The organism is Novosphingobium aquimarinum, from assembly GCF_009746585.1.
In the GTDB taxonomy this organism is placed as follows: domain Bacteria; phylum Pseudomonadota; class Alphaproteobacteria; order Sphingomonadales; family Sphingomonadaceae; genus Novosphingobium; species Novosphingobium aquimarinum.
In genome coordinates this window covers 179,161-199,098 of sequence record NZ_WRPO01000004.1, presented here as the reverse complement: position 1 = coordinate 199,098, position 19,938 = coordinate 179,161, and the positions used below count along the sequence as shown (strand labels likewise).

The window sequence follows — 19,938 nt, the reverse complement described above, 5'->3', positions numbered from 1 at the left end:
GCGCTAGAGCTCTTCCGACTTCATATGGAAGATCGCCCGCGCCGGCTGGTGCGCGCGCATCCGATCGAGCAGCCGATCGAGCTCAGTCTCCGCCATCAGCAGCCCGGTATGCGCGGGCCGGACGAAGCCGACCTCGGCCATGTGGCGGTTGAAGGCGATGAGGTGGTCGTAGAAGCCGAAGGCGTTGAGGAGGCCGACCGGCTTGGCGTGATAGCCCAGCTGCGCCCAGCTGATCGCTTCCCACAGCTCGTCCTGGGTGCCGACGCCGCCGGGCAGGACGAGGAAGCCGTCCGAAAGCCGGGTGAAGGCGGCCTTGCGCTCGTGCATGTCGGCTACGACGGTAAGCTCGCAGTCGTAATTGGCGACTTCGGCCGAAACCAGCGCCTCAGGGATCACGCCGATCACTTCGCCGCCTTTGTGCAGCGCCGCTCCCGCGACCGCGCCCATCAGTCCGAGCCGGCCGCCGCCGTAGACCACGCCGATGCCTTGCTCGGCAAGCGCGGTGCCGACGTCGCGTGCAAGCTCCAGATAGCGGGGATCGGTGGGTGTGGCGGAGCCACAGTAGACGGCAAGGCGCTTCATCGCAGGTCTTCGAGCATCAGTTTCGCAGTGGCCTTGGCGCTTCCGACGACGCCGGGAATGCCGGCGCCCGGGTGCGTTCCGGCGCCGACCAGATACATGTTCTTGAGCACGTCGTCACGATTGTGGCCGCGAAAATAGGCGCTTTGCGTCAGGATCGGCTCGAGGCTGAAAGCGCTCCCGTTGTAGGCGGACAGATCGCGCGCGAAATCGGGCGGCGCATAGCTGAACTTGGTGACGATGCGCTCGTGAATGTCGGGGATCAGCCGCCGGCCGACTTCGTCGAGCACGCGCCGCTCCAGCTCGGGGGCGATTTCGTCCCAGTCGACCGGCAACTTGCCCATGTGCGCGACCGGGATCAGCGCGTAAAAGGTCGAATGACCCTCCGGCGCCATCGCGGGATCGCTCGCGGTGGGGTGGTGCAGGTAGATCGAAAAGTCCTGCGGCAGCACGCCGTGCTGGTAGATATCGTCGAGCAGACCTTTGTAACGCGGCCCGAACAGGATCATGTGGTGCGGAATCTCCGGCCATGTCCCCTTGAGGCCGAAGTGGACCAGGAACAGGCTGGGAGAGAACCGCTTGCCGGTGAGCTTGCGCGCCATCTTCTGGCCGCGCGGGTTGCCCGACAGCAGATCGCGGTAGGTGTGGACGATATCGCCGTTGCTGGCGACCGCGTCGAAGTGTTCCTTCCAGCCGCTTTCGGTCTCGACCTCGGTGATGCGGTCGCCGACGGTGTGCATCTGCACCACCTTGTCACCCAGCCGCACGGTGCCGCCGAGCCGCTCGAACAGCGTCGCCATCCCTTGCGCCAGCTTGTTGGTGCCGCCGCGCGCCCACCAGACGCCGCCGTCCTTTTCCAGCTTGTGGATCAGCGCGTAGATCGCACTCGTCGTCATCGGATTGCCGCCCACGAGCAGCGTGTGAAACGACAAGGCCTCGCGCAGCTTCGGGCTCTTCACGTAGGACGAGACCATCGAATAGACCGAGCGCCACGCCTGATAACGGGCCAGCGCCGGCGCCGCCTTGATCATGCTGGCGAAGTCGAGAAACGCCTCGTGGCCGAGCTTGACGTAGCCTTCCTCGTAGACGCCGGCGGAATATCGCAGGAATTCGTCGTAGCCACCGATGTCGTCGGGCGCGACGCGGGCGATCTCGCGGCGCAGCGCGGCTTCGTCGTTCGAATAGTCGAACGAGACGCCGTCGGGCCAGTTGAGCCGATAGAACGGCATCACCGGCATCAGCTCGACGTCCTGCGCCATCTCGGAGTCCGACAGCTGCCACAATTCCTTGAGGCAGGCCGGGTCGGTGATGACGGTGGGCCCCGCATCGAACGTGAAGCCCTCGCGCTCCCAGGCGTAGCCGCGCCCGCCGACTTTGTCGCGCGCTTCGACCAGCGTGGTTGCGATCCCCGCCGATTGCAGCCGCAGCGCGAGCGCGAGCCCGCCGAAGCCGCCGCCGATGACGCAGGCACGCTTCATGAGCCGATCTCCCCGGCAAGGCTGCCAATGGGCCGGCCGTGTCCGGCAAGGCTCGCCACGGCACTGCCGATCGGGACCGGCGGTTTGCCGGCCAGGACGCGCATCATGTCCGCCCGCGTCGAGCGGCCGGCGTAGAAGCGTTCGATGAGGGGTTCTGACAAGCCGTAGTGCCGCGCCAGCACGCGCCAGCGCTGGTCGGGTTCGGCGGCGCCGAAAAGCATCCGGCTCAACATTCTGTAGAAACGCCCCTTGCGCCAGTGTCTGGCAGCCCAATCGCGAGTGAACGTCCCTAGAGCGTCTGCGGAGACACTGTCGAGTGTACTAAGGACACTGGCGAAGCGCACGGCATCGGGCAGCGAGTAGCTGGTGAGGGGGTGGAACAGCCCGGCCCGCGCTCCGGCCAAGGCCGGGCCTTGGCTGGCCGCGCGCCAGAACGCCTCGAAATCGCCCCCCGCGACCACCGGCAGGACGCCGGTCTCGTCCATCGCATGGCTCTCGACCTGCCAGCCGCGCCGCGCGGCATACTCGGCGATCCGCGCGTGCAACCGGGGGACGTCGAGACCGGGGCCGTCGGAATAGTAAGTGTCCTCGACGAAGACTTCGGTGTCCGAAAACGGCAGGCAGTAGACGAAGCGATAGCCGTCGATCTGCGGGACGGTCGCGTCCATGACCACGGGACGGACAAGCCCATGCGGCGCGGACAGGCGCAGCAATCGCCCGGCGAACTTTTGCCAGCCGCCGATCATGTGCGGTAAGGCGCGGGGACCGCGCGCGTCGATCACGGCGCCGGCTTTTATCGTGCGCCCGTCGTCCAGCGTCACCGAGGTGGCGCTTGCCGCGGTTACCTCGACGCCGCAGTGGATCGCGCCGTCCGGCAACGCGGCGCGCACCGCACGGTCGAGCGCGGTGCTCGTCGTGCTTCGGTAGGGCGTGGTCAGCCGGCGGGCGCGGCCCGGAAACAGGATGTCGTAGCCATCCCACGCCTTCACCACGAAGGGATCGACCAGAGCCCGGTCCTCGTCCGCGACATCGCTGGCGAAGAACGACCAGACATGCGCGCCCCCCAGACGTTCGCCGCGTTCGATCACGACTACGTTCAGCTCGGGACGACGCGCCGCCAGCGCCAGCGCCATCAGCCCGCCGGACAGGCCGCCGCCCAGAATGGCGATGTCGGGTTTGCGCGAGGACATCGTCATGGCAGTAGCATGGCTGGCCTCAGTGGCAATCCGTCTTGGATTTGTGTTGCCGTGTATCGATCCAGTACGGCGCCATAATGCTGCATTGCACAACTTGGCAACGTGATAGAATTGCTGCATGTTGCCGGTGATGTCTGTTTTGCTCACAGTTTGCGAAGCCTCGATCGAGGATGCCGCTGCAATCGCGGATATCTACGCGCATTACGTGATCGAAAGCACGGCCAGCTTCGAGACCGAAGCGCCCGACGCCGCGACGATGGCGGAGCGGATGCGCCGCGCCGAAGCCGGAAACTATCCCTGGCTGGTGACTCGCGACGACGACGGCCGCGTGCTCGGCTTTGCCCACGCCAATTCCTACGCAGATCGTGCCGGCTACCTCTATTCCTGCGAAACCAATGTCTACGTGCGGTATGACAGCGTCGGACAGGGCGTCGGAACCGGCCTGATCGGCGCGCTGATCGATGCCTGCGAAGCGCGCGGGTTTCGCCAGGCCTTCGCAGTGATCGCCGGGACCGAGCCGGCTTCGGTGGTGCTGCATGCCCGCGCCGGCTACTTTCCGGTCGGGACGCTCGCCGCGGCTGGGTGGAAGCACGGCAAGTGGCTCGATGTCTTCATCATGCAACGCAAACTCGGGCAGGGTGCTGACACTTTGCCGGTCGCTGCGGATTAAGCCGGAGCGCGAATTTAGCAGTCAATACCGATCCCGGCGAACAGGCGGGATCCTCACGTCATGCAACCGCCGTCCCTAAGGCGCGTTAGCTGCACGTTGGAAATGAGGGAATCTTAATGTTGAAGCTCGTCAAGTTCGCCGCCGTGGCCTTGTTGGTCCCGATGCCTGCTCTGGCCCAGACGGCAAGCGCGCCCGAAGACAGCGCGCTGGATGGCGATTATCTGCTCGTGGGTGCGGGCATCATCGTCAACCCGAGTTACGATGGGTCGGACGACGAAGTGGTCACGCCCTTTCCGCTAGTGCAGGGCAGTCTCAAAGGCGTGGGGATCAATCCGCGTCCGGGCGGCATTGCGCTCGACTTGATTCCCGACGGTGACGATCCGCGCTTCGGCGTGTCACTGGGCCCAGTGGCGACGGTTTCCTTCAATCGCGCGCGGCAAATCAAGGATCCGGTGGTGAAAGCTGCCGGCAAGCTCGACACGGCGATCGAGATCGGCGTGAATGGCGGTGTTTCCGCTTACAAAGTGCTCAACGATTACGACACGCTGACGCTGTCGGCCGATGTGAAGTGGGATATCAATGGCGCATATGGCGGCATGACCTGGAATCCCGGCATCAGCTACGTCACGCCGCTGAGCCGCGGCGCGCTGGTGACGCTGAGCCTGAGCGCCCGGCACGTCGACGACGATTTCGCGGATTACTACTATTCGGTGAGCCCGGCCCAGGCCACTGCGAGCGGGCTCCCGGTCTACAATGCCAAAGGCGGCTGGGACAGCTGGAACGTGGGCCTGCTGGGAGGGTACGACCTCAACGGCAATATCCTGGACGGTGGCTTCGCGCTGTTCGGCCTGGCAAGCTACGGCCGCATGCTTAACGACGGCAAGGACAATCCCTATACCGCGATCCGCGGCAAGGCGAGCCAGTTCTCGTTCGGCGGCGGCGTCACTTACACGTTCTGAACCCGGCCACGTTTTGAGCGCGGCGCGTTCTTAGCGCGGCGCGCGTCAAGCGGTTCAGGCAAGCGCTTCGGCGATGCGCTTGCGCAGCGCCGGCAGGACCTCGGCTTCGAACCAGGGATGCTTGGCCATCCACAGCCGGCTGCGCCAGGCGGGATGGGGCAGCGGGAAGTAGGGATCTGGCATGTCTTGCCAGCGACGCACCGTCTCGGTCATCGAGCGGCGCAGCGCCGGGCTCAGGTAAAGCACCTGGGCATAGCGACCGACGAGCAGGACCAGCCGCAGGTTCGGCAGCCGTTCGAGGAGGGGTGCGTGCCATAGCGGCGCGCACTCCGGCCTGGGCGGCAGATCGCCGCCATCGCCTTTGCCGGGATAGCAGAACCCCGAAGGCATCTGCGCGACGAGTTCGGGGTCGTAGAAGCGCGCCTTGTCCAGCCCCAGCCAATCGCGCAAGCGGTCGCCGCTGGCATCGTCCCAGCCGATCCCGCTCGCATGGACCTTGCTGCCCGGCGCCTGACCGATGATCAGCAGGCGTGCGCCGGGCGCGGCCTGGACGAAGGGGCGCGGCTCGTGCGGCAAGACGCTGGTGCAGTGGCGACAGCCGCGAATGCGCGCGAGCAGCGCTTCGAGCGTCTCGTTCGCCTGATCGGGTTCGGAATGCGTCGAAAGTGGCGGCATGGTGACGATGTGAGGTCGCCGGCCGGCCACGGCAAGCGGCGGCGGAGTGGCCGCTGCCGGGTCACATTGTGCAGCAATCGTGAGGCGGTTCTCGGGCAGGCAGACGTCGGGCAGCGGGCGTCAGGCAGGCAATGCCGCAGGCTCGGGCTCTGCCGTCGTCGAAGCGTGCAAGTGGACGATCCGCCACTCGCCCTCGTCGCGCCGCAACACGATCGTGCGGCATCCCGCGCGCAGCTCGCCTTCCAGCTCGAAAGTGGCCATGGCGGTGTCGCCCCAGCTCTTCAGTTCCAGCCGCGTCTGGCGCACCGCGATCGAATCGCTGCCATTCGCGCGCAGTTCGGCAAACAGCTTGCGGAATTGCGCCATGACGGCGTCGCGCCCTTCCGAACGTCGCAGCCCGATCTCGTCGCAGGGCAGGAAGGCGACGATGTCCGGCGCGAGCAAGGCTTCGAATCCGCTCTCATCCATCGATCGGAAGCTTTCGATCACGCGCGCAATCGTCGCACGCGCGGACTCGGCCGGCATGTCATCGACGAGTGATTTGGTAATGGTCCAGACCATGTACCCTCCCTTTTCCTACGCGACCCAATCCGCTTCCTGCGCCCCCAGTCCGCGCCTAGACGCTCCGTACAAAAAAATCCTGAGGAAATGGCGATTTTTTCCGTCAGAATGTTTCCTACTTTGGGATCGACGAGCAACTATCGGAAAAATCGGCACTTATTTCAATGGGTCAAAAGGACCCCGCGCAATTGAGGGAGGCGTGGCGCTCTTTCCCATCCCGACCCGCGAGGCCCGCGCTACGGCGGCGAACCGGCCGCCTCCATCAGCGAGGACGGGTAGGGCGCCAATAGCGCCTGGGCGCGGTCCCATCCGGCGTGGAGCCAGGTCTGCCAGGCCTGAGCATCCGGCGGCAGGATCACCGGCATGGCATCGCGCCCGCAGCTGCGCAGCGCGGCGTTGGGCTCGCACGTCAGCACGGCGAAGCTGGGCACTTCGCTATCCTTCCAGACGCCGGCCATCGCGAACAGCGGCTGGTCGGTGCAGCCGAACCAGTGATGGCGTCGGCGGCCCTGCGCGTCGCGTCCCTTGCCCCAGACCATGAAGGCGCTCGCCGGCACGAGGCAGCGGAACTCGGCATTGCGCAAGTTGCCGATCCAGAACGGGCTGTCGGGATTGCGCACGGTCATGATGCCGTCGCGCCGCACCTCGCCCCAGCTCGAAGGCGGCGGCGGTACCCCCCACAGCCGGGGGATCAACCGCGCCTCGAGCGCGCGGCCCGCAGGGCGGGGCCCGGCGATGAACTCGCGACCCGCCGTGACGATCGGTGCGAACCCGGCAGGCGAGATGGTCCCGCCCGCCCACGGGTCCTCGCCGGTGCGCGCACCGAACTGCGCGCCGATCGCGGCGGCATCGGCATCGAGGCGGTACAGCGTGGGCATGCCCGGCAGTGCCTAGACGGAGCCGCTTGGGAGGTCTATCATTGCGCGCAACACCCCGGGGAGCCAGCAGGGCGCGCAAGTGTCTAACGGCTGAGAGGTGCGGGTATGCTCCGCACGACCCGTCGAACCTGAACCCGTTAGCACGGGCGGAGGGAGGGCGGCCTTGTACGCGCAAGCTCCCCTTCCGAAGTCCATCTGAGGAGAGCACGCGCATGGCCGACATCAACTCCAAGCTGGAAATCGGCGTCACGACCGGACCGATCCGGGGCAGCCGCAAGATCCATGTCCCGTCGCCCACGAACCCGAACGTGCGCGTCGCCATGCGCGAGATCCAGCTCGAACCCTCTTCGGGCGAGGCGCCGGTGCGCGTCTACGACTGCTCGGGCCCCTACACCGATCCCGATGCCACGATCGACATCCAGGCAGGCTTGCCGCAGCTGCGCCGCGAGTGGCAGCTCGCACGCGGCGACGTCGAGGCGTACGACGGGCGCGACACGCGGCCCGAGGACAACGGCCAGCTCGGCCCCGATCGCTCGGGCGGCGTCCCGGCGTTCCCCAACGTCGTCAAGCGCCCGCTGCGCGCGAAAGCGGGCGCCAACCTCAGCCAGATGCACTACGCGCGGCGCGGCATCGTCACGCCCGAGATGGAATATGTCGCCACGCGCGAGAACCTCGGGCGCGAGATGCTCAAGGAATACACGCGCGACGGGCAGGACTGGGGCGCCGCCATCCCCGACTACGTCACCCCCGAATTCGTGCGCGATGAAGTCGCACGCGGCCGCGCGATCATTCCCAGCAACGTCAACCACCCCGAGTGCGAGCCGATGGCGATCGGGCGCAACTTCCTGGTCAAGATCAACGCCAACATCGGCAACTCCGCCGTCGCCAGCGACGTCGCCGCCGAAGTCGACAAGATGGTCTGGTCGATCCGCTGGGGTGCGGACACCGTCATGGACCTTTCGACGGGCCGCAACATCCACGACACCCGCGAATGGATCATCCGCAACTCGCCCGTCCCCATCGGCACCGTGCCGATCTACCAGGCGCTGGAGAAAGTCGGCGGCGTGGCCGAGGACCTCAGCTGGGAGATCTTCCGCGACACGCTGATCGAGCAGGCAGAGCAGGGCGTCGACTACTTCACCATCCATGCCGGCGTGCGCCTGCCCTACATCCCGATGACCGCCAAGCGCGTCACCGGCATCGTCAGCCGCGGCGGCTCGATCATGGCCAAGTGGTGCCTCGCGCACCACAAGGAGAGCTTCCTCTACGAGCGCTTCGACGAGATCACCGAGATCATGAAGGCCTACGACATCGCCTATTCGCTGGGCGACGGCCTGCGCCCCGGCTCGATCGCCGACGCCAACGACGAGGCCCAGTTCGCCGAGCTCTACACGCTGGGCGAGCTGACCAAGAAGGCCTGGGAGCAGGACGTACAGGTCATGATCGAGGGCCCCGGCCACGTGCCGATGCACAAGGTCAAGGAGAACATGGACAAGCAGCTCGAGGCGTGCGGCGAGGCCCCGTTTTACACCCTCGGCCCCCTCGTCACCGACATCGCGCCCGGCTACGACCACATCACCAGCGGCATCGGCGCCGCCATGATCGGTTGGTACGGCACCGCGATGCTTTGCTACGTCACGCCCAAGGAGCACCTCGGCCTGCCCGACCGCGACGACGTGAAGGTCGGCGTGGTGACCTACAAGCTGGCCGCCCACGCCGCCGACCTCGCCAAGGGCCACCCGGCCGCCAAGGTCCGCGACGACGCGCTCAGCCGCGCCCGCTTCGAATTCCGCTGGCGCGACCAGTTCAACCTCAGCCTCGATCCCGACACCGCCGAGCAGTACCACGACCAGACCCTGCCCGCCGAAGGCGCCAAGTCCGCGCACTTCTGCTCGATGTGCGGCCCCAAGTTCTGCTCGATGAAGATCACCCAGGAAGTGCGCGACTTCGCCGCCAAGCAGAACTCGGACAGCTACCTCGCCACCGAGAACATCAAGCGCGAAACCAGCCCGGCTGAGGCCGAAGAAGCGCGCGAAGGCATGGAGAAGATGAGCGAGAAGTACGAGGAAGTGGGGCGGCAGCTGTATATCGGCGCGGGCGATCGCGAGCACGATTGAGAGCGGTAACACCAGCGCATCACTTTTCGTCACCCCGGACTTGATCCGGGGTCCAGCTAGGCATCTGGCAGAAGCGGGACCCCGGGTCGAGCCCGGGGTGACGAAGGGCGTGCATCGCCGGGAGCCGTGGCTTCCGTCCAAAGGAGTTCAATGGCATACTGACGCTCGTAGCCGAACATCGCGAGCAGTCGCTGGAGGCATGGCATGACTTTTTTGGACAAAGTGGCCGATGAGCGTGTCAGCGACGTACGCTGCACCGACGAAAGCCTGATCGTCGACCTGATGGACGGACGCACGATATCGGTGCCACTCGCGTGGTATCCGCGCCTTGCGCACGCCACTTCCGACCAGCGCGCCGAGTGGCAGACGTGCGGAGGCGGCTACGGTATTCATTGGCCGCAGATCGACGAAGACCTGAGTACGGAAGGGTTTTTGCGCGGGGCGTCAGCGCCGAAGGTGGCATGAAGATCGCGCCGGACGCGTAACTTCGCCGCTAGGAAGAACTCGGACGGCTACCTCGCCACCGAGAACATCGAGCAGCGTGCGAAGGCATGGAGAAAACGAGCGAAGTTTCTTGGGAGAAGGCTGAGAAGTTGTATTTGCAAGGGGGGGGTGATCCACTTCGCGTTCTACGATTATCTGATGTAGTGGTGGGCGCAAGTTTAGGATGTTGATGTGATCGACGGAGTAGAAGTATCGACGGCCGCCACTGACGTGATTGATAACTTGTTGCGTCTACACGCAATGGGTGAAGGTTCAGAACAGGAGCGGAGATTTCACCACGACAGAGTTAAGAATGCGACACACCAAGTTGGTTTTCGGCAGGATGGTAAGTGGATTTTTGCGCCGTTGAAATGGTGCGGCGCAAAGGGCAATTCGATATTAAAGTACTCGAAAAATAAATCTCCGGTCACAGATCACTTCAAGCCAAAGATCATCAATGCCGGATTTAAGCCAATTTATCCGCATGATAAGCAGTACGAGATGCTGTACAGTGAGTATGTCGCCTACTGCGATAACTATGGTTTTATCCACTCCGATACTGAAGTTGCCCGGACTTTCTACGTTCGTGAAATGTGGAGCGAAGAGGTTTATCGATGCGGTCCGGCCGACTCGTCGATTGTCGTCAATCTCGACAACATTACTACGGCTGAAGACTGTCATGTCACGAGAGTTTGGGGATTTTCACCCGAAGACTGGGGAGCGCTCGGGTTTCCGAAAGATGGTACTGCTCGGCGTTTAGCAAATCAAGCTGAACGATACTTCGTTATATGCTTTGTGAGCCACTATAAGTCACGCCATATTGCAGATGGCGACGAGGGTTTGGTCCATGGTGTATACGAACTGAGTAACGAGCTGGTAAATCTTGAGAATGATAACGTGCTCGCTGCCTCGCATTTCGATAACGATGACAATTATCTTAACGGCAATTTTCGCTGGCCGTTGGGGCTCCGAGCGGTGCGAGCATGGAGGTTTCTCAACCCTCCAATGACGAAAGCGTCAATGCCAACAGCTCGATCCAAAAGCTGGGACGTGTCGACCAGCATAGTGCCAATAGATCGTAACGACTTTGATCTCTTGTGTCAGTATAAGCTAGAGCAAGTCTCGGTCTTTGGGAATCCTCTCCAAGTGCAGCGTCTGGCCAATCCAATTGCCATTCCATGTCACGTCTACCTATTTGCATGCGAAGACCCGAAATTGCTCGCCATTATGCCGCAATGGCAAAAAGGCGAGGTGCTTGTTAAAATTGGCTGCACATCAGATGTTGAAGGTCGGTTGGCTAGTTTCAATGACGATCCTCTCTCTCGTCTGTTCAATTTCAGACTCGGCCACATGACGAATGATCTCGTCGGTGAAGATGCCGCGAGGCAAAGAGAGATCGAGTTGCTGAAATACGTCGCTGATATTGGCCGGTGTGCAACCGAACGGCTCTCGGAATTCTTCTTCGTCAAAAGTAATCAGTTGCCCTCGCTCATAGCAAAATTTACGCGCGCTAAAAAAGTTGCATGAGCGAAAAATCTCTTTCGCGTCCCCGCAGTCGCGTTCAAGTGTTCTACGTTTGAACTCCTAATATTCCCACCCTATAGGCCGTATAAAATTCACTCATATAATCGCCAAGATTGGCAAGTCCGCCAGCGGAGCAACCTGGCCCGCGCGCCCTTCCATCCCGCGCCGCACTCCCCATCTCGGATAGACACAACAACAACCCGAGAGGTACCGAAACCATGCAGGTCCAGTTCAATTCCAACAGCAGCGTCATGGGCACCGAGAACGTCGCCGAACGGATCGAGGAGAGCGTGCGGGGCAAGTTGGCGCGGTTCGAGGATCGGCTGACGCGGATCGAGATCCATGTCCGCGACGAGAACGGGCCCAAGCATGGGGCGGACGACAAGGCCTGCACCATCGAGGCGCGGCCGGCGGGCGGCCGGGCGATCGGGGTCACCGAACATGCCGACACCGTCGATGCCGCGGCGCGCAAGGCGGCGGGCACGATGGCGCAGCGGCTCGAGCGGCACTTCGGCAAGTCCGAGCGCCACGGCCACGAACCGCGCCCCGAAAAGACGCTGTAACGCGCCGGGGCAGGGGTATGCGCAAGGGTAACGCGTAGAGCTAACGCGCGGGTGTAGGGCGCCCCAAACCTTTCCTACTCGCCGCAAATCTGCCTTATCCTCGTCGATGAGCACGGGAACCAAACGCCGGACGGCGATCGTTCCCGCCGCGTCGGAGCGGCGGGATGGGTGGACAACGAGCAGGCAGGCCGCATTCCTGCGGGCGCTGGCGAGCACGCACAGCGTCAAGCAGGCGGCGCGCAGCGTCGGCATGTCGCGGCAGTCGGCCTACCGGCTGCGCGCGCGGCTGCGCGAACAGCCGTTCGATCTGGCGTGGGAGGCGGCGTTCCAGTCCGCGTTCGACCGGCTCGCCGAAGCGGCGATGGATCGCGCGCTGCACGGCGTCGAAGTGCCGCACTTCCACAAGGGCGACCTGGTCTACGTCTCGCGCCGGTTCGACGAGCGGCTGACGGTGGCACTGCTCTCGATGCGCGAGGCGTTCCTGCGCCCCGAGGCCCCGCCAACCCGCGATGCCGCGACGTACGAGCCCGGCGACTTTCGCGGGTTGCTGCACCGCGTCGAGACCGGCGGCGAGACCTGGGAGGACGAACCCGATCTCTCCGCCGACTGGCCGGTAGACGAGGACGAGCCGCCGCTGCTGCCCGGAACAGGCGAAACGGACGGCTGAGGTGTTACCCTGGGTTTTTGGCGGGAAATCGTTTTGGTTCAGGGTGATGGGGCAGGATCTTGCGAAATCGGGTGTGTCACCTTTGTCACCTTCGGACGCGCTGTCGGGGTTGAAGCGGGACCCCGGATCAAGTCCGGGGTGACGGGGCGAGGGAAGGGGCGATGTGGATATGGCGGGCGACCGTAAAATGGCGGGACATCGCCCCACCCCCTTCGTCATTCCCGCGCAGGCGGGAATCCATCTTCGCGGCCTAATCCACGCATCGCCCCCTTACTTCGTCATCCCCGCGAAAGCGGGGATCCATCTTCGCGGTCGTCCACTGGATCCCCGCCTGCGCGGGGATGACGAAGGAATGGGAGGCAAATTACGCACCTTGGGGACACGCATGCGACGGGCCGTGGGAACGCTTGGCCGTGTCGTGCGCTTTGCGCGGCATGAAGACCTGGCTTTCCCTTACCCCGCTTGCCGTACCTCTGGCTCTCGTGCTGGTGTCGGCCTGTTCCTCCCCCGAACCCGCCGCGAGCGATGACGCCGGGCTGGCGAGCGAAGCGGCGATGCCCTCCGCTCCCGCGCTGCCGTCCGGAATGGCGTCGAGCGAGACGCAGGGCACCTCGGCATCCACCGCGCCGAGCGACACCATCACTCTCGAAGGGCTGGGCGATCTCGTCATCGGCAAGCCGGTGCCCGCCGGCTCCAGCTTCGCGGTGCGCGGCGCGCAGATCCCCGACAGCACCTGCAAGACGCTGAGCTCGCCTGACTATCCCGGCGTCTACGCCATGGTGAATGACGACGAAGTGCGCCGGATCTCGGTCGGCGGCACGTCGCCGGTCAAGCTGGTCGAGGGGATCGGTCCGGGTTCGAGCGAGAAGGCGGTGCTGAAAGCCTTCCCGAGCTTCCAGGCCACGCCGCACCAGTACGTCGCCGCGCCTGCCAAGTACCTCACCCAGCCCGGCAAAGATCCGCGCCTGCGCTTCGAGATCGAAGGCGGCAAGGTCAGCGTGATGCACGTCGGGCTGATGCCCGAACTCGGCTACGTCGAAGGCTGCGCCTGAGCCTCTGCATCCGACCGAATCGACGGTGCGGGCGGTGGCTGCGGGCAGGCGATTAGGCGGATGGGCCGAACCATGCTACACCATGGCTGCCGACGTCGAATTTTGCGACGGACTTTGCCGGTTAACGAGCGCTCGAACCCCCAAACAACGCTGCGGGGAAAGGGCGTGGTTTGGACGACGATTTCCCTTGGATTGACGCACTGACGCACAACCTCGTCAGCACGCTGCGGCGAGGCCACCGAGCATTCCAGGAAAGGAATCACCCCATGCCTATCGGCACCGTAAAGTTTTTCAATGCAGACAAGGGCTATGGTTTCATCCAGCCCGAAGATGGCGGCAAGGACAGTTTCGTTCACATTTCCGCGGTTCAGGCCTCGGGCATGATGACGCTCGATCGCGATCAGCGCGTTTCCTACGAAGTCGAAACCGGTCGCAACGGCAAGGAATCGGCGGTCAACCTCGCTTCGGCCTGACGCCACACCGCCCGGGCGGCCTCTGGCCGGCCCGGGCATTCGTGACCGGTCCGAAGCGAGGAGAATACGATGAGCATCACTTTCGAACACGCCACCGAACGCGCCGAAGCGGCAGCGCGCGAGGCTGAAGGCGCCAAGCTGGACAACGTGCGCGACCGCGCGCTGCGCTCCGAGGCGGCCTGGCGCAAGATGGCAGATCAAGCGCTGAAGACCGAAGAAGCTCGCCGCAAACGCGAGGACGATGCTCGCCGCGCCCGTGAAGAGCGCGAGGAAATCGCCGGCGCCGCCTGAGATGCGCAAGGCTTTGGCCGGCGGCGCGATGGCCTGCGCGATGGTGTCGCTCGCGGCCTGCCATCAGGGGCATGGCAGCGGCGATTTGCCGGGCGATCCGGACGATCACACGCCCTTCGCGCGCATTGCCGAGGGCGATACGGTGCGGCTCACCGGCACCGAGCCGTTCTGGGGCGGAACGGTCGCCTCGGGGACATTCACCTACACCACGCCCGAACAGCCCGATGGCGTCGCGATCCCGGTCGAGCGCTTCGCCGGGCGGGCGGGGCTGTCGTTCACCGGCGAGCTCGAGGGCAAGACGGTCGCGCTGATGATTACCGAAGGGCAGTGCAACGACGGGATGTCGTCCCGCCGCTATCCCTTCACCGCCACGCTCAAGCTGGGCGACGAGCAGCGCGAAGGCTGCGCCGCGACCGATGCGCTGCCGGCCACCGAAACGACCAATTGAACCCGCTGGCCGGGAACACCGGCGCGCTTAGTCCTCCGCCTTGAGACCGCGGGCCAGCAAGTCGCTGGCGATGCCGGCGACGTCGTCGGTGGGCAGGTCCTCGTTCCAGACCGCGAAGCGCAGGCCGAGGAACACGTTCATACCCATGATCGCCCAGGCATGGGCCTCGCTGACGTCGGGCCGCAACTCGCCGCGCGCCGCGCCGCGCTTCAGCCGCTCGTGGATGCGCCTGGCGGTCGTTTCGTAGTGCGCCCGGAAGCTTTCGGGATCGACGAACTCGGACTCGTCGATGATCCGGTAGATTTCCTTGTGTTCCCGGGCGAAGCGCAGGAACCCCGCCAGCGCCGCTTCCTCGGTCGCGATCGCCTCGCGTTCGGGATCGAGCGCCTTGCGGGCGGCATCGCGCACCAGGGCGGAGAGGTCCTGCACCAGGGCGTGGAACACTTCGTCCTTCGAATCGAAGTAGGTGTAGAACGTTCCCAGGGCCACGCCCGCCCGCCGGGTGATTCCGGTGATCGACGCGTCGTGGAAACCGCGCTCGCCGAATTCCAGAGCCGCAGCGTCCAGCAGTTTGCGCAAGGTTTTGCGGCCGCGTTCGGTTCTGGGAACCTTGTCGCCCGGAGGGAGCGGCGCACTCGATGTGTTCATTACGCCACAGCTACCGGCTTAACACCTCCCATGCAACGCGAACCGCAAAATTCTAAGTTGAAACATGATTCATGTTTCGATAGACGGCGGGCATAACAGAGGAACATGGGAGCTTTGGGATGCAACAGGTGGGCAATCTTTCCATTCGTACCAGCACGCTTGCACTGGCCGCGACGATCGCGGCAGGGATCGGTCTGGCGACACCGGTCATGGCGCAGGACGCGTCCGCCGCAGCGGAATCGATGGACGATGAGGGCGGCGCGATCGTCGTGACCGCACGCCGGCGCGAAGAGCGTCTGGTCGATGTGCCGATCGCGGTCACCTCGTTCAGCGGCGAGCAGTTGGCCAACAGCGGCGCGATCGACATCACCGAGATCGCGCAAACGGCGCCCAACGTGACGCTCGAACCCTCGCGCGGCACCAACTCGACGCTTTCCGCCTTCATCCGCGGCATCGGTCAGCAGGATCCGGTCTCGGGTTTCGAGCAGGGCGTCGGCATCTATCTTGACGATGTCTACCTCAACCGCCCGCAGGCGGCCGTGCTGGACATCTACGACGTCGAGCGGATCGAGGTTCTTCGCGGCCCGCAAGGCACGCTCTACGGTCGCAATACGATCGGCGGCGCGGTCAAGTACGTGACGAAGATGCTGCCCGAGGATTTTTCCCTCAAGGTCCGCGGTACGTACGGCATGTATGATCAGGCCGACGGCGTGGTCACGATGTCCGGGCCGATCGCCGACATCGTGCGGGTCGGCGGTTCGTTCGCGCGGCTTTCGCGCGGCGGCTTCGGTGACAACCTCACCAATGGCCTCGAGAACTATAACAAGGACATCTGGGCGGGCCGCGCCACTCTGGAAATCGGGGGTTACGACGAGCCGGTGCTCATTCGCATCTCTGGCGATTACACCCGCGACAAATCGAACCCGCGCGGTGGCCATCGCCTGATCCCCGGGCTCGTGACCGGCGCGCCGGTGCTCGACAACGTGTTCGATACGCGCGGTGGCCTCAACGATCCCGAGCAGGATATCGAGGCTTACGGCCTGGCGATGAACGTCTCGGCCGAATTGAGCGACACACTTACGCTGCGCTCGATCAGCGCGTGGCGCAAGGATACCTCGGAAACTCCGATCGACTTCGACGCGCTCCCCGCGGTCGATCTCGATGTGCCCGGCATCTACCGCAACCAGCAGACCAGCCAGGAATTCCAGCTGTTGTATGACGATGGCCCGCTGAGCGGCCTCGTCGGTTTTTATTACCTGTCCGCCGAAGCGGATACGCTGTTCGACACGCGGATCTTCACCACGGTACCCGGTCTCACCGCCTTCACCAAGGCGGCGGTCGATACCGAGACTTACGCGGTCTTCGGCGACTTCACTTACGACATCTCGCCGCAGTTCAGCGTTTCGGTGGGCGGGCGCTACACCTGGGACGAGCGCACGGCCGACATCCTGCGCCAGAACTATCTCGGCGGCGGCTCGCCTGTGTTCGGCGGGGCGGGCATCCTGTTCGGCGCGGCCAGCACGGATTTCACCGGCTCGGCGAAGTTCAACAAGTTCACGCCGCGCGCGTCGGTCAGCTTCAAGCCGACGCCGGACCACAACATTTACGCAAGCTACTCGCAGGGCTTCAAGGGCGGCGGCTTCGATCCGCGCGGGGTCGGCACCAATGCGCCCGACCTCGATGGCGACGGCGTGCGCTCGGATGCCGAAGTGGCCTCGTTCCTCAGCTTCCGGCCCGAGAAAGTCGACAGCTACGAGATCGGGTACAAGGGCAACTTGCTCGACGGCGCGCTTTATGTCGCGGCGGCGGCATTCTATGCCGACTACACCGATGTGCAGATCCCTGGTTCGGTGGCCTGCGACGTCAATGGCCTGCCCAGCTTCTGCGGCGTCGTTTCGAACGCCGGCAAAGCGCGGTTCAAGGGTCTCGAGCTCGAAACCAACGCCCGGCTCGCGCGCGACATGATGACGCCGGGGGACCGCCTGACCTTCAGTGGCTCGCTGGGCTACATCGATGCCGAGTACCGCGAGTACATTACCAATATCGGCGGCGTGCCGACCGACGTCGCGGACTTTCGCGAAGTGCAGAACACCCCGAAGTGGACCGCGAGCGGGACCTTGGGGTATGAGACGCCCCTTGGCGCGGGCACGCTGCGTCTGGCGAGCACGGTGTCGTACCGTTCGAAGACCTACCAGTTCGAAATCCCCAACCCTTACATCGACCAGAAGGGCTTCGCGCTGTGGGATGCGAACATAGTCTACCATTCGGACAGCAATTGGAGCATCGGGGTTCATGGCAAGAACCTGCTCGACAAGGAATACAAGACTTCGGGCTATACCTTCATCGCCGTGGATCCGGTGACCGGCGTACCGGCGATCGGTGCCAATGGTCTGCCCGTGCCGACGCTTGGGCCCGAAGGCACGCTGACCGCATTCTACGGCAACCCGCGGCAGGTTTTCGTGTCGGCCTCCATCGAATTCTGATTGGGAAGGGCGGGGGCCTGGCCCCCGCCTTTCGAAAGGAGCGACCTCATGGACTTCACCGTCCACCGCTACCGCAGCGCCTGCGGGACGCTCGACCTTGCCGCGCGAATCTGGGAGGCGCCGGGGCCGGAGCTGCTGCTGATGCACGGGCTGACGCGCAACGGTGCCGACTTCGAGCCGCTGGCACGGCATCTGGCGGGGCAGTACCGGCTGATCGCGCCGGACCAGCGTGGTCGCGGCTTGTCGGACCGCGATCCGGACCCGGCGAACTATCGCCCGGATATCTATGCCGCGGACATGTTCGCCTTGCTCGACGATCTTGGTATCCCCAGCGTCACGACGATAGGGACCTCGATGGGCGGCCTGATCGCGCTGGTGATGAACGCGATCCGGCCCCAAGTGTTCGATGCCCTGGTGTTCAACGACGTCGGGCCAGAGCTCGACCCGGCGGGTCTCGCTCGGATCGGTGGTTACGTCGGGCCGTCCGGACCGATGCAGTCGTGGACGGACGCGGCCGAACGATGCCGCGCCATCAATGGCGACGCGCTGCCGTATCTCGACGATGCGGACTGGCTCGCCTTCGCGCATCGCACATGCGTCGAGAACGCCGACGGCACGATCGACTTCGATTACGATCCGGCGATCGCCCAGGCCTTCGCCGACGCCGATCCGACGGCGGAGACTCCCGACGCATGGCCTTTGTGGGCTGCGCTCGATGGCAAGCCGGTGCTGGTGGTGCGCGGGGCGAATTCGGATCTGTTGTCCCGCCAGACCTTCGTCGCCATGGCCGCGCGCCATTCCGGCCCCTATGCATCCGTCGAAGTGCCGCGCGCGGGCCACGCTCCATTGCTCGACGAGCCTGAAGCGCTGGCCGCGATCGTGCCGTTCCTGAAGGAGCATTCGGGCAAACATGGCTGAAACCGCACTTGCGCGCGGCGCTTCGCGGACGCTTCCCGGCCCGAACACGGTGCTGGCGATGCTGCTGGCGGTCTACGTCTTCAACTTCGTCGATCGCCAGATCCTCGCCATCCTTGCTGCGCCGATCCAGGCGGATCTCGGCCTCGACGATTCGCAGATGGGGCTGCTCGGCGGCGTCGCTTTCGCGGTGCTCTATTCGACTCTCGGCGTGCCGCTGGCCTGGCTGGCGGACCGCACCAGTCGCAGTTGGGTCATTACCGGTTCGCTGGTGATCTGGAGCTTCTTCACTGCGCTTTGCGGCTTCGCGCAAGGGTTCTGGCATATCTTCCTTGCACGGCTCGGGGTCGGCGTCGGCGAGGCTGGCGGTGTCGCGCCGTCCTATGCGGTGATCGGCGATTACTTTCCCAGTTCGCGCCGCGCCTTCGCGCTATCGGTCTATTCGCTGGGCATCCCGGTGGGTTCGGCGATGGGCGTGCTGCTGGGCGGTTACATCGCCGCGAGCGTCGACTGGCGCGCGGCGTTCCTGGTGGTCGGCGCGCTTGGTCTGGTGCTGGCGATCCCGTTCAAGTTCATCGTGCGCGACCGGCCGCGCGCTCCGGCGAGCGCAGCGGTGCCCGAAATGCGTTTTGGCGAAATCGCGCGGATGCTGGCGGCCAAGCGCTCGTTCTGGCTGCTGGCTTTCGGCGCGGCATCCAGTTCGATGCTCGGCTACGGCCTCGCTTTCTGGTTGCCGAGCCTGCTGCAGCGCTCGTTCGGCCTCGATCTGGTCGAGACCTCATGGTTCATCGGCGCAGTGCTGATCCTGGGCGGCGTGACCGGGATGCTGGCCGGTGGCCGCTTGTCCGACCGGCTCGGCGCGGCGAGCCGGGCCTGGTATGCCTGGGTGCCCGCGATCGCGTTCGTGATCGCAGTGCCGCTGTTCGCCGGCGGGATCTGGGTGGCGAGCGTCGCGCTGGCCTTCGCGCTGTTCCTCGTGCCGCAAGCGCTGGCCTACGTCTGGCTCGGCCCGGTCCTGTCGGCGGTTCAGCACCTCGTCCCCGCGCCCGCGCGTTCGACTGCTTCGGCCATGTTCCTGCTGATCAACAACCTCATCGGGCTGGGCGGGGGTATCTATGCGCTGGGCGCCTTGTCCACTGCGCTCACGCCCGCTTACGGCAGCGAGGCGCTGCGGATGTCGATGCTGTTCTCGCTCGGGCTGTACTTGATCGCCGCGCTGCTGATGGGCCTTGCCGGCCGCCACTTGCCGCAGGATTGGGTGGACGAGGCGGGATAGCT

The 19,938-nt window shown here is 64.8% G+C and carries 21 protein-coding genes and 1 riboswitch; of the genes, 14 read left to right on the top strand and 7 right to left on the bottom strand.

Annotated elements, in window-relative coordinates; genetic code table 11:
- Positions 1–3 precede the first annotated feature (3 nt).
- Genes GQO94_RS06425 through crtY form a run of 3 tightly spaced genes read right to left on the bottom strand, consistent with a single transcriptional unit; the run spans position 4 to position 3,247 of the window.
- The gene (locus GQO94_RS06425; RefSeq protein ID WP_156840343.1) at positions 4–582 is read right to left on the bottom strand and encodes an LOG family protein; all 579 of its coding nucleotides are present in this window, start codon (positions 580–582) and stop codon (positions 4–6) included.
- Positions 579–2,057: a phytoene desaturase gene (locus GQO94_RS06420; protein ID WP_156840342.1), complete on the bottom strand. Its 1,479-nt coding sequence runs from the start codon at positions 2,055–2,057 to the stop codon at positions 579–581. Before GQO94_RS06420 ends, GQO94_RS06425 begins: the two co-directional genes overlap by 4 nt.
- Positions 2,054–3,247, bottom strand: coding sequence for a lycopene beta-cyclase CrtY (gene crtY, locus GQO94_RS06415; RefSeq protein WP_156840436.1), 1,194 nt, complete (start codon positions 3,245–3,247; stop codon positions 2,054–2,056). Before crtY ends, GQO94_RS06420 begins: the two co-directional genes overlap by 4 nt.
- Positions 3,248–3,383: 136 nt before the next feature.
- Here crtY and GQO94_RS06410 point away from each other — a divergent pair, with 136 nt between their 5' ends.
- Positions 3,384–3,923: a GNAT family N-acetyltransferase gene (locus GQO94_RS06410; protein ID WP_156840341.1), complete on the top strand. Its 540-nt coding sequence runs from the start codon at positions 3,384–3,386 to the stop codon at positions 3,921–3,923.
- 116 nt (positions 3,924–4,039) lie between these two features.
- Positions 4,040–4,882 carry a MipA/OmpV family protein gene (locus tag GQO94_RS06405; RefSeq protein WP_232332802.1) on the top strand — a complete coding sequence of 281 codons (843 nt, stop codon included), beginning with the start codon at positions 4,040–4,042 and terminating at the stop codon, positions 4,880–4,882.
- 54 nt (positions 4,883–4,936) lie between these two features.
- On the opposite strand, the gene GQO94_RS06400 is transcribed toward GQO94_RS06405, so the two are convergent.
- The 3 genes from GQO94_RS06400 to GQO94_RS06390 form a co-directional block, all read right to left on the bottom strand.
- Positions 4,937–5,557 carry a uracil-DNA glycosylase family protein gene (locus GQO94_RS06400; RefSeq protein WP_156840340.1) on the bottom strand — a complete coding sequence of 207 codons (621 nt, stop codon included), beginning with the start codon at positions 5,555–5,557 and terminating at the stop codon, positions 4,937–4,939.
- A gap of 120 nt (positions 5,558–5,677) precedes the next feature.
- Entirely contained in the window at positions 5,678–6,118 is a 441-nt protein-coding gene (locus GQO94_RS06395) for a nuclear transport factor 2 family protein (protein ID WP_156840339.1), read from the bottom strand.
- 236 nt (positions 6,119–6,354) lie between these two features.
- Positions 6,355–6,996 carry an SOS response-associated peptidase family protein gene (locus tag GQO94_RS06390; RefSeq protein ID WP_156840338.1) on the bottom strand — a complete coding sequence of 214 codons (642 nt, stop codon included), beginning with the start codon at positions 6,994–6,996 and terminating at the stop codon, positions 6,355–6,357.
- 46 nt (positions 6,997–7,042) lie between these two features.
- A riboswitch (TPP riboswitch) is annotated at positions 7,043–7,168 on the top strand.
- 40 nt (positions 7,169–7,208) lie between these two features.
- Between GQO94_RS06390 and thiC the strand changes: the two genes are divergently transcribed.
- From thiC to GQO94_RS06345, 9 genes are all read left to right on the top strand, one after another.
- Positions 7,209–9,113: a phosphomethylpyrimidine synthase ThiC gene (thiC, locus tag GQO94_RS06385; RefSeq protein WP_156840337.1), complete on the top strand. Its 1,905-nt coding sequence runs from the start codon at positions 7,209–7,211 to the stop codon at positions 9,111–9,113.
- A 204-nt stretch (positions 9,114–9,317) separates the two neighbouring features.
- A complete protein-coding gene (locus GQO94_RS06380) occupies positions 9,318–9,578 on the top strand; it encodes a DUF2442 domain-containing protein (RefSeq protein WP_156840336.1) in 261 nt (86 codons plus the stop codon).
- A 210-nt stretch (positions 9,579–9,788) separates the two neighbouring features.
- Positions 9,789–11,123, top strand: coding sequence for a hypothetical protein (locus tag GQO94_RS06375; RefSeq protein WP_156840335.1), 1,335 nt, complete (start codon positions 9,789–9,791; stop codon positions 11,121–11,123).
- Positions 11,124–11,338: 215 nt separating this feature from the next.
- A complete protein-coding gene (locus GQO94_RS06370; RefSeq protein ID WP_156840334.1) occupies positions 11,339–11,683 on the top strand; it encodes an HPF/RaiA family ribosome-associated protein in 345 nt (114 codons plus the stop codon).
- Between the two features lie 106 nt (positions 11,684–11,789).
- Positions 11,790–12,350, top strand: a complete 561-nt coding sequence (locus GQO94_RS06365; RefSeq protein WP_156840333.1) for a helix-turn-helix domain-containing protein — start codon at positions 11,790–11,792, stop codon at positions 12,348–12,350.
- Positions 12,351–12,784: 434 nt separating this feature from the next.
- Positions 12,785–13,402: a hypothetical protein gene (locus tag GQO94_RS06360; protein ID WP_156840434.1), complete on the top strand. Its 618-nt coding sequence runs from the start codon at positions 12,785–12,787 to the stop codon at positions 13,400–13,402.
- 266 nt (positions 13,403–13,668) lie between these two features.
- Positions 13,669–13,875 (top strand): cold-shock protein, encoded by a 207-nt coding sequence (locus tag GQO94_RS06355; protein WP_156840332.1) that lies wholly within the window; start codon positions 13,669–13,671, stop codon positions 13,873–13,875.
- Positions 13,876–13,944: 69 nt separating this feature from the next.
- Positions 13,945–14,166 carry a hypothetical protein gene (locus tag GQO94_RS06350; protein WP_156840331.1) on the top strand — a complete coding sequence of 74 codons (222 nt, stop codon included), beginning with the start codon at positions 13,945–13,947 and terminating at the stop codon, positions 14,164–14,166.
- A gap of 1 nt (position 14,167) precedes the next feature.
- A complete protein-coding gene (locus tag GQO94_RS06345; protein ID WP_156840330.1) occupies positions 14,168–14,614 on the top strand; it encodes a COG3650 family protein in 447 nt (148 codons plus the stop codon).
- Between the two features lie 27 nt (positions 14,615–14,641).
- On the opposite strand, the gene GQO94_RS06340 is transcribed toward GQO94_RS06345, so the two are convergent.
- Entirely contained in the window at positions 14,642–15,262 is a 621-nt protein-coding gene (locus GQO94_RS06340) for a TetR/AcrR family transcriptional regulator (protein WP_156840329.1), read from the bottom strand.
- Positions 15,263–15,381: 119 nt separating this feature from the next.
- Between GQO94_RS06340 and GQO94_RS06335 the strand changes: the two genes are divergently transcribed.
- Genes GQO94_RS06335 through GQO94_RS06325 form a run of 3 tightly spaced genes read left to right on the top strand, consistent with a single transcriptional unit; the run spans position 15,382 to position 19,936 of the window.
- Positions 15,382–17,745 carry a TonB-dependent receptor gene (locus GQO94_RS06335; RefSeq protein WP_156840328.1) on the top strand — a complete coding sequence of 788 codons (2,364 nt, stop codon included), beginning with the start codon at positions 15,382–15,384 and terminating at the stop codon, positions 17,743–17,745.
- 48 nt (positions 17,746–17,793) lie between these two features.
- The gene (locus GQO94_RS06330) at positions 17,794–18,663 is read left to right on the top strand and encodes an alpha/beta fold hydrolase (protein ID WP_156840327.1); all 870 of its coding nucleotides are present in this window, start codon (positions 17,794–17,796) and stop codon (positions 18,661–18,663) included.
- A complete protein-coding gene (locus tag GQO94_RS06325) occupies positions 18,656–19,936 on the top strand; it encodes a spinster family MFS transporter (protein WP_156840326.1) in 1,281 nt (426 codons plus the stop codon). Before GQO94_RS06330 ends, GQO94_RS06325 begins: the two co-directional genes overlap by 8 nt.
- The last annotated feature ends 2 nt before the right edge of the window (positions 19,937–19,938 follow it).

Excerpts from the sequence above, each read along its gene's own strand:
- GQO94_RS06425 (WP_156840343.1), bottom strand. The coding sequence starts at position 582 with ATGAAGCGCCTTGCCGTCTACTGTGGCTCCGCCACACCCACCGATCCC.
- GQO94_RS06420 (WP_156840342.1), bottom strand. The coding sequence starts at position 2,057 with ATGAAGCGTGCCTGCGTCATCGGCGGCGGCTTCGGCGGGCTCGCGCTC.
- crtY (WP_156840436.1), bottom strand. The coding sequence starts at position 3,247 with ATGTCCTCGCGCAAACCCGACATCGCCATTCTGGGCGGCGGCCTGTCC.
- GQO94_RS06410 (WP_156840341.1), top strand. The coding sequence starts at position 3,384 with ATGTCTGTTTTGCTCACAGTTTGCGAAGCCTCGATCGAGGATGCCGCT.
- GQO94_RS06405 (WP_232332802.1), top strand. The coding sequence starts at position 4,040 with ATGTTGAAGCTCGTCAAGTTCGCCGCCGTGGCCTTGTTGGTCCCGATG.
- GQO94_RS06400 (WP_156840340.1), bottom strand. The coding sequence starts at position 5,557 with ATGCCGCCACTTTCGACGCATTCCGAACCCGATCAGGCGAACGAGACG.
- GQO94_RS06395 (WP_156840339.1), bottom strand. The coding sequence starts at position 6,118 with ATGGTCTGGACCATTACCAAATCACTCGTCGATGACATGCCGGCCGAG.
- GQO94_RS06390 (WP_156840338.1), bottom strand. The coding sequence starts at position 6,996 with ATGCCCACGCTGTACCGCCTCGATGCCGATGCCGCCGCGATCGGCGCG.
- thiC (WP_156840337.1), top strand. The coding sequence starts at position 7,209 with ATGGCCGACATCAACTCCAAGCTGGAAATCGGCGTCACGACCGGACCG.
- GQO94_RS06380 (WP_156840336.1), top strand. The coding sequence starts at position 9,318 with ATGACTTTTTTGGACAAAGTGGCCGATGAGCGTGTCAGCGACGTACGC.
- GQO94_RS06370 (WP_156840334.1), top strand. The coding sequence starts at position 11,339 with ATGCAGGTCCAGTTCAATTCCAACAGCAGCGTCATGGGCACCGAGAAC.
- GQO94_RS06365 (WP_156840333.1), top strand. The coding sequence starts at position 11,790 with ATGAGCACGGGAACCAAACGCCGGACGGCGATCGTTCCCGCCGCGTCG.
- GQO94_RS06360 (WP_156840434.1), top strand. The coding sequence starts at position 12,785 with ATGAAGACCTGGCTTTCCCTTACCCCGCTTGCCGTACCTCTGGCTCTC.
- GQO94_RS06355 (WP_156840332.1), top strand. The coding sequence starts at position 13,669 with ATGCCTATCGGCACCGTAAAGTTTTTCAATGCAGACAAGGGCTATGGT.
- GQO94_RS06350 (WP_156840331.1), top strand. The coding sequence starts at position 13,945 with ATGAGCATCACTTTCGAACACGCCACCGAACGCGCCGAAGCGGCAGCG.
- GQO94_RS06345 (WP_156840330.1), top strand. The coding sequence starts at position 14,168 with ATGCGCAAGGCTTTGGCCGGCGGCGCGATGGCCTGCGCGATGGTGTCG.
- GQO94_RS06340 (WP_156840329.1), bottom strand. The coding sequence starts at position 15,262 with ATGAACACATCGAGTGCGCCGCTCCCTCCGGGCGACAAGGTTCCCAGA.
- GQO94_RS06335 (WP_156840328.1), top strand. The coding sequence starts at position 15,382 with ATGCAACAGGTGGGCAATCTTTCCATTCGTACCAGCACGCTTGCACTG.
- GQO94_RS06330 (WP_156840327.1), top strand. The coding sequence starts at position 17,794 with ATGGACTTCACCGTCCACCGCTACCGCAGCGCCTGCGGGACGCTCGAC.
- GQO94_RS06325 (WP_156840326.1), top strand. The coding sequence starts at position 18,656 with ATGGCTGAAACCGCACTTGCGCGCGGCGCTTCGCGGACGCTTCCCGGC.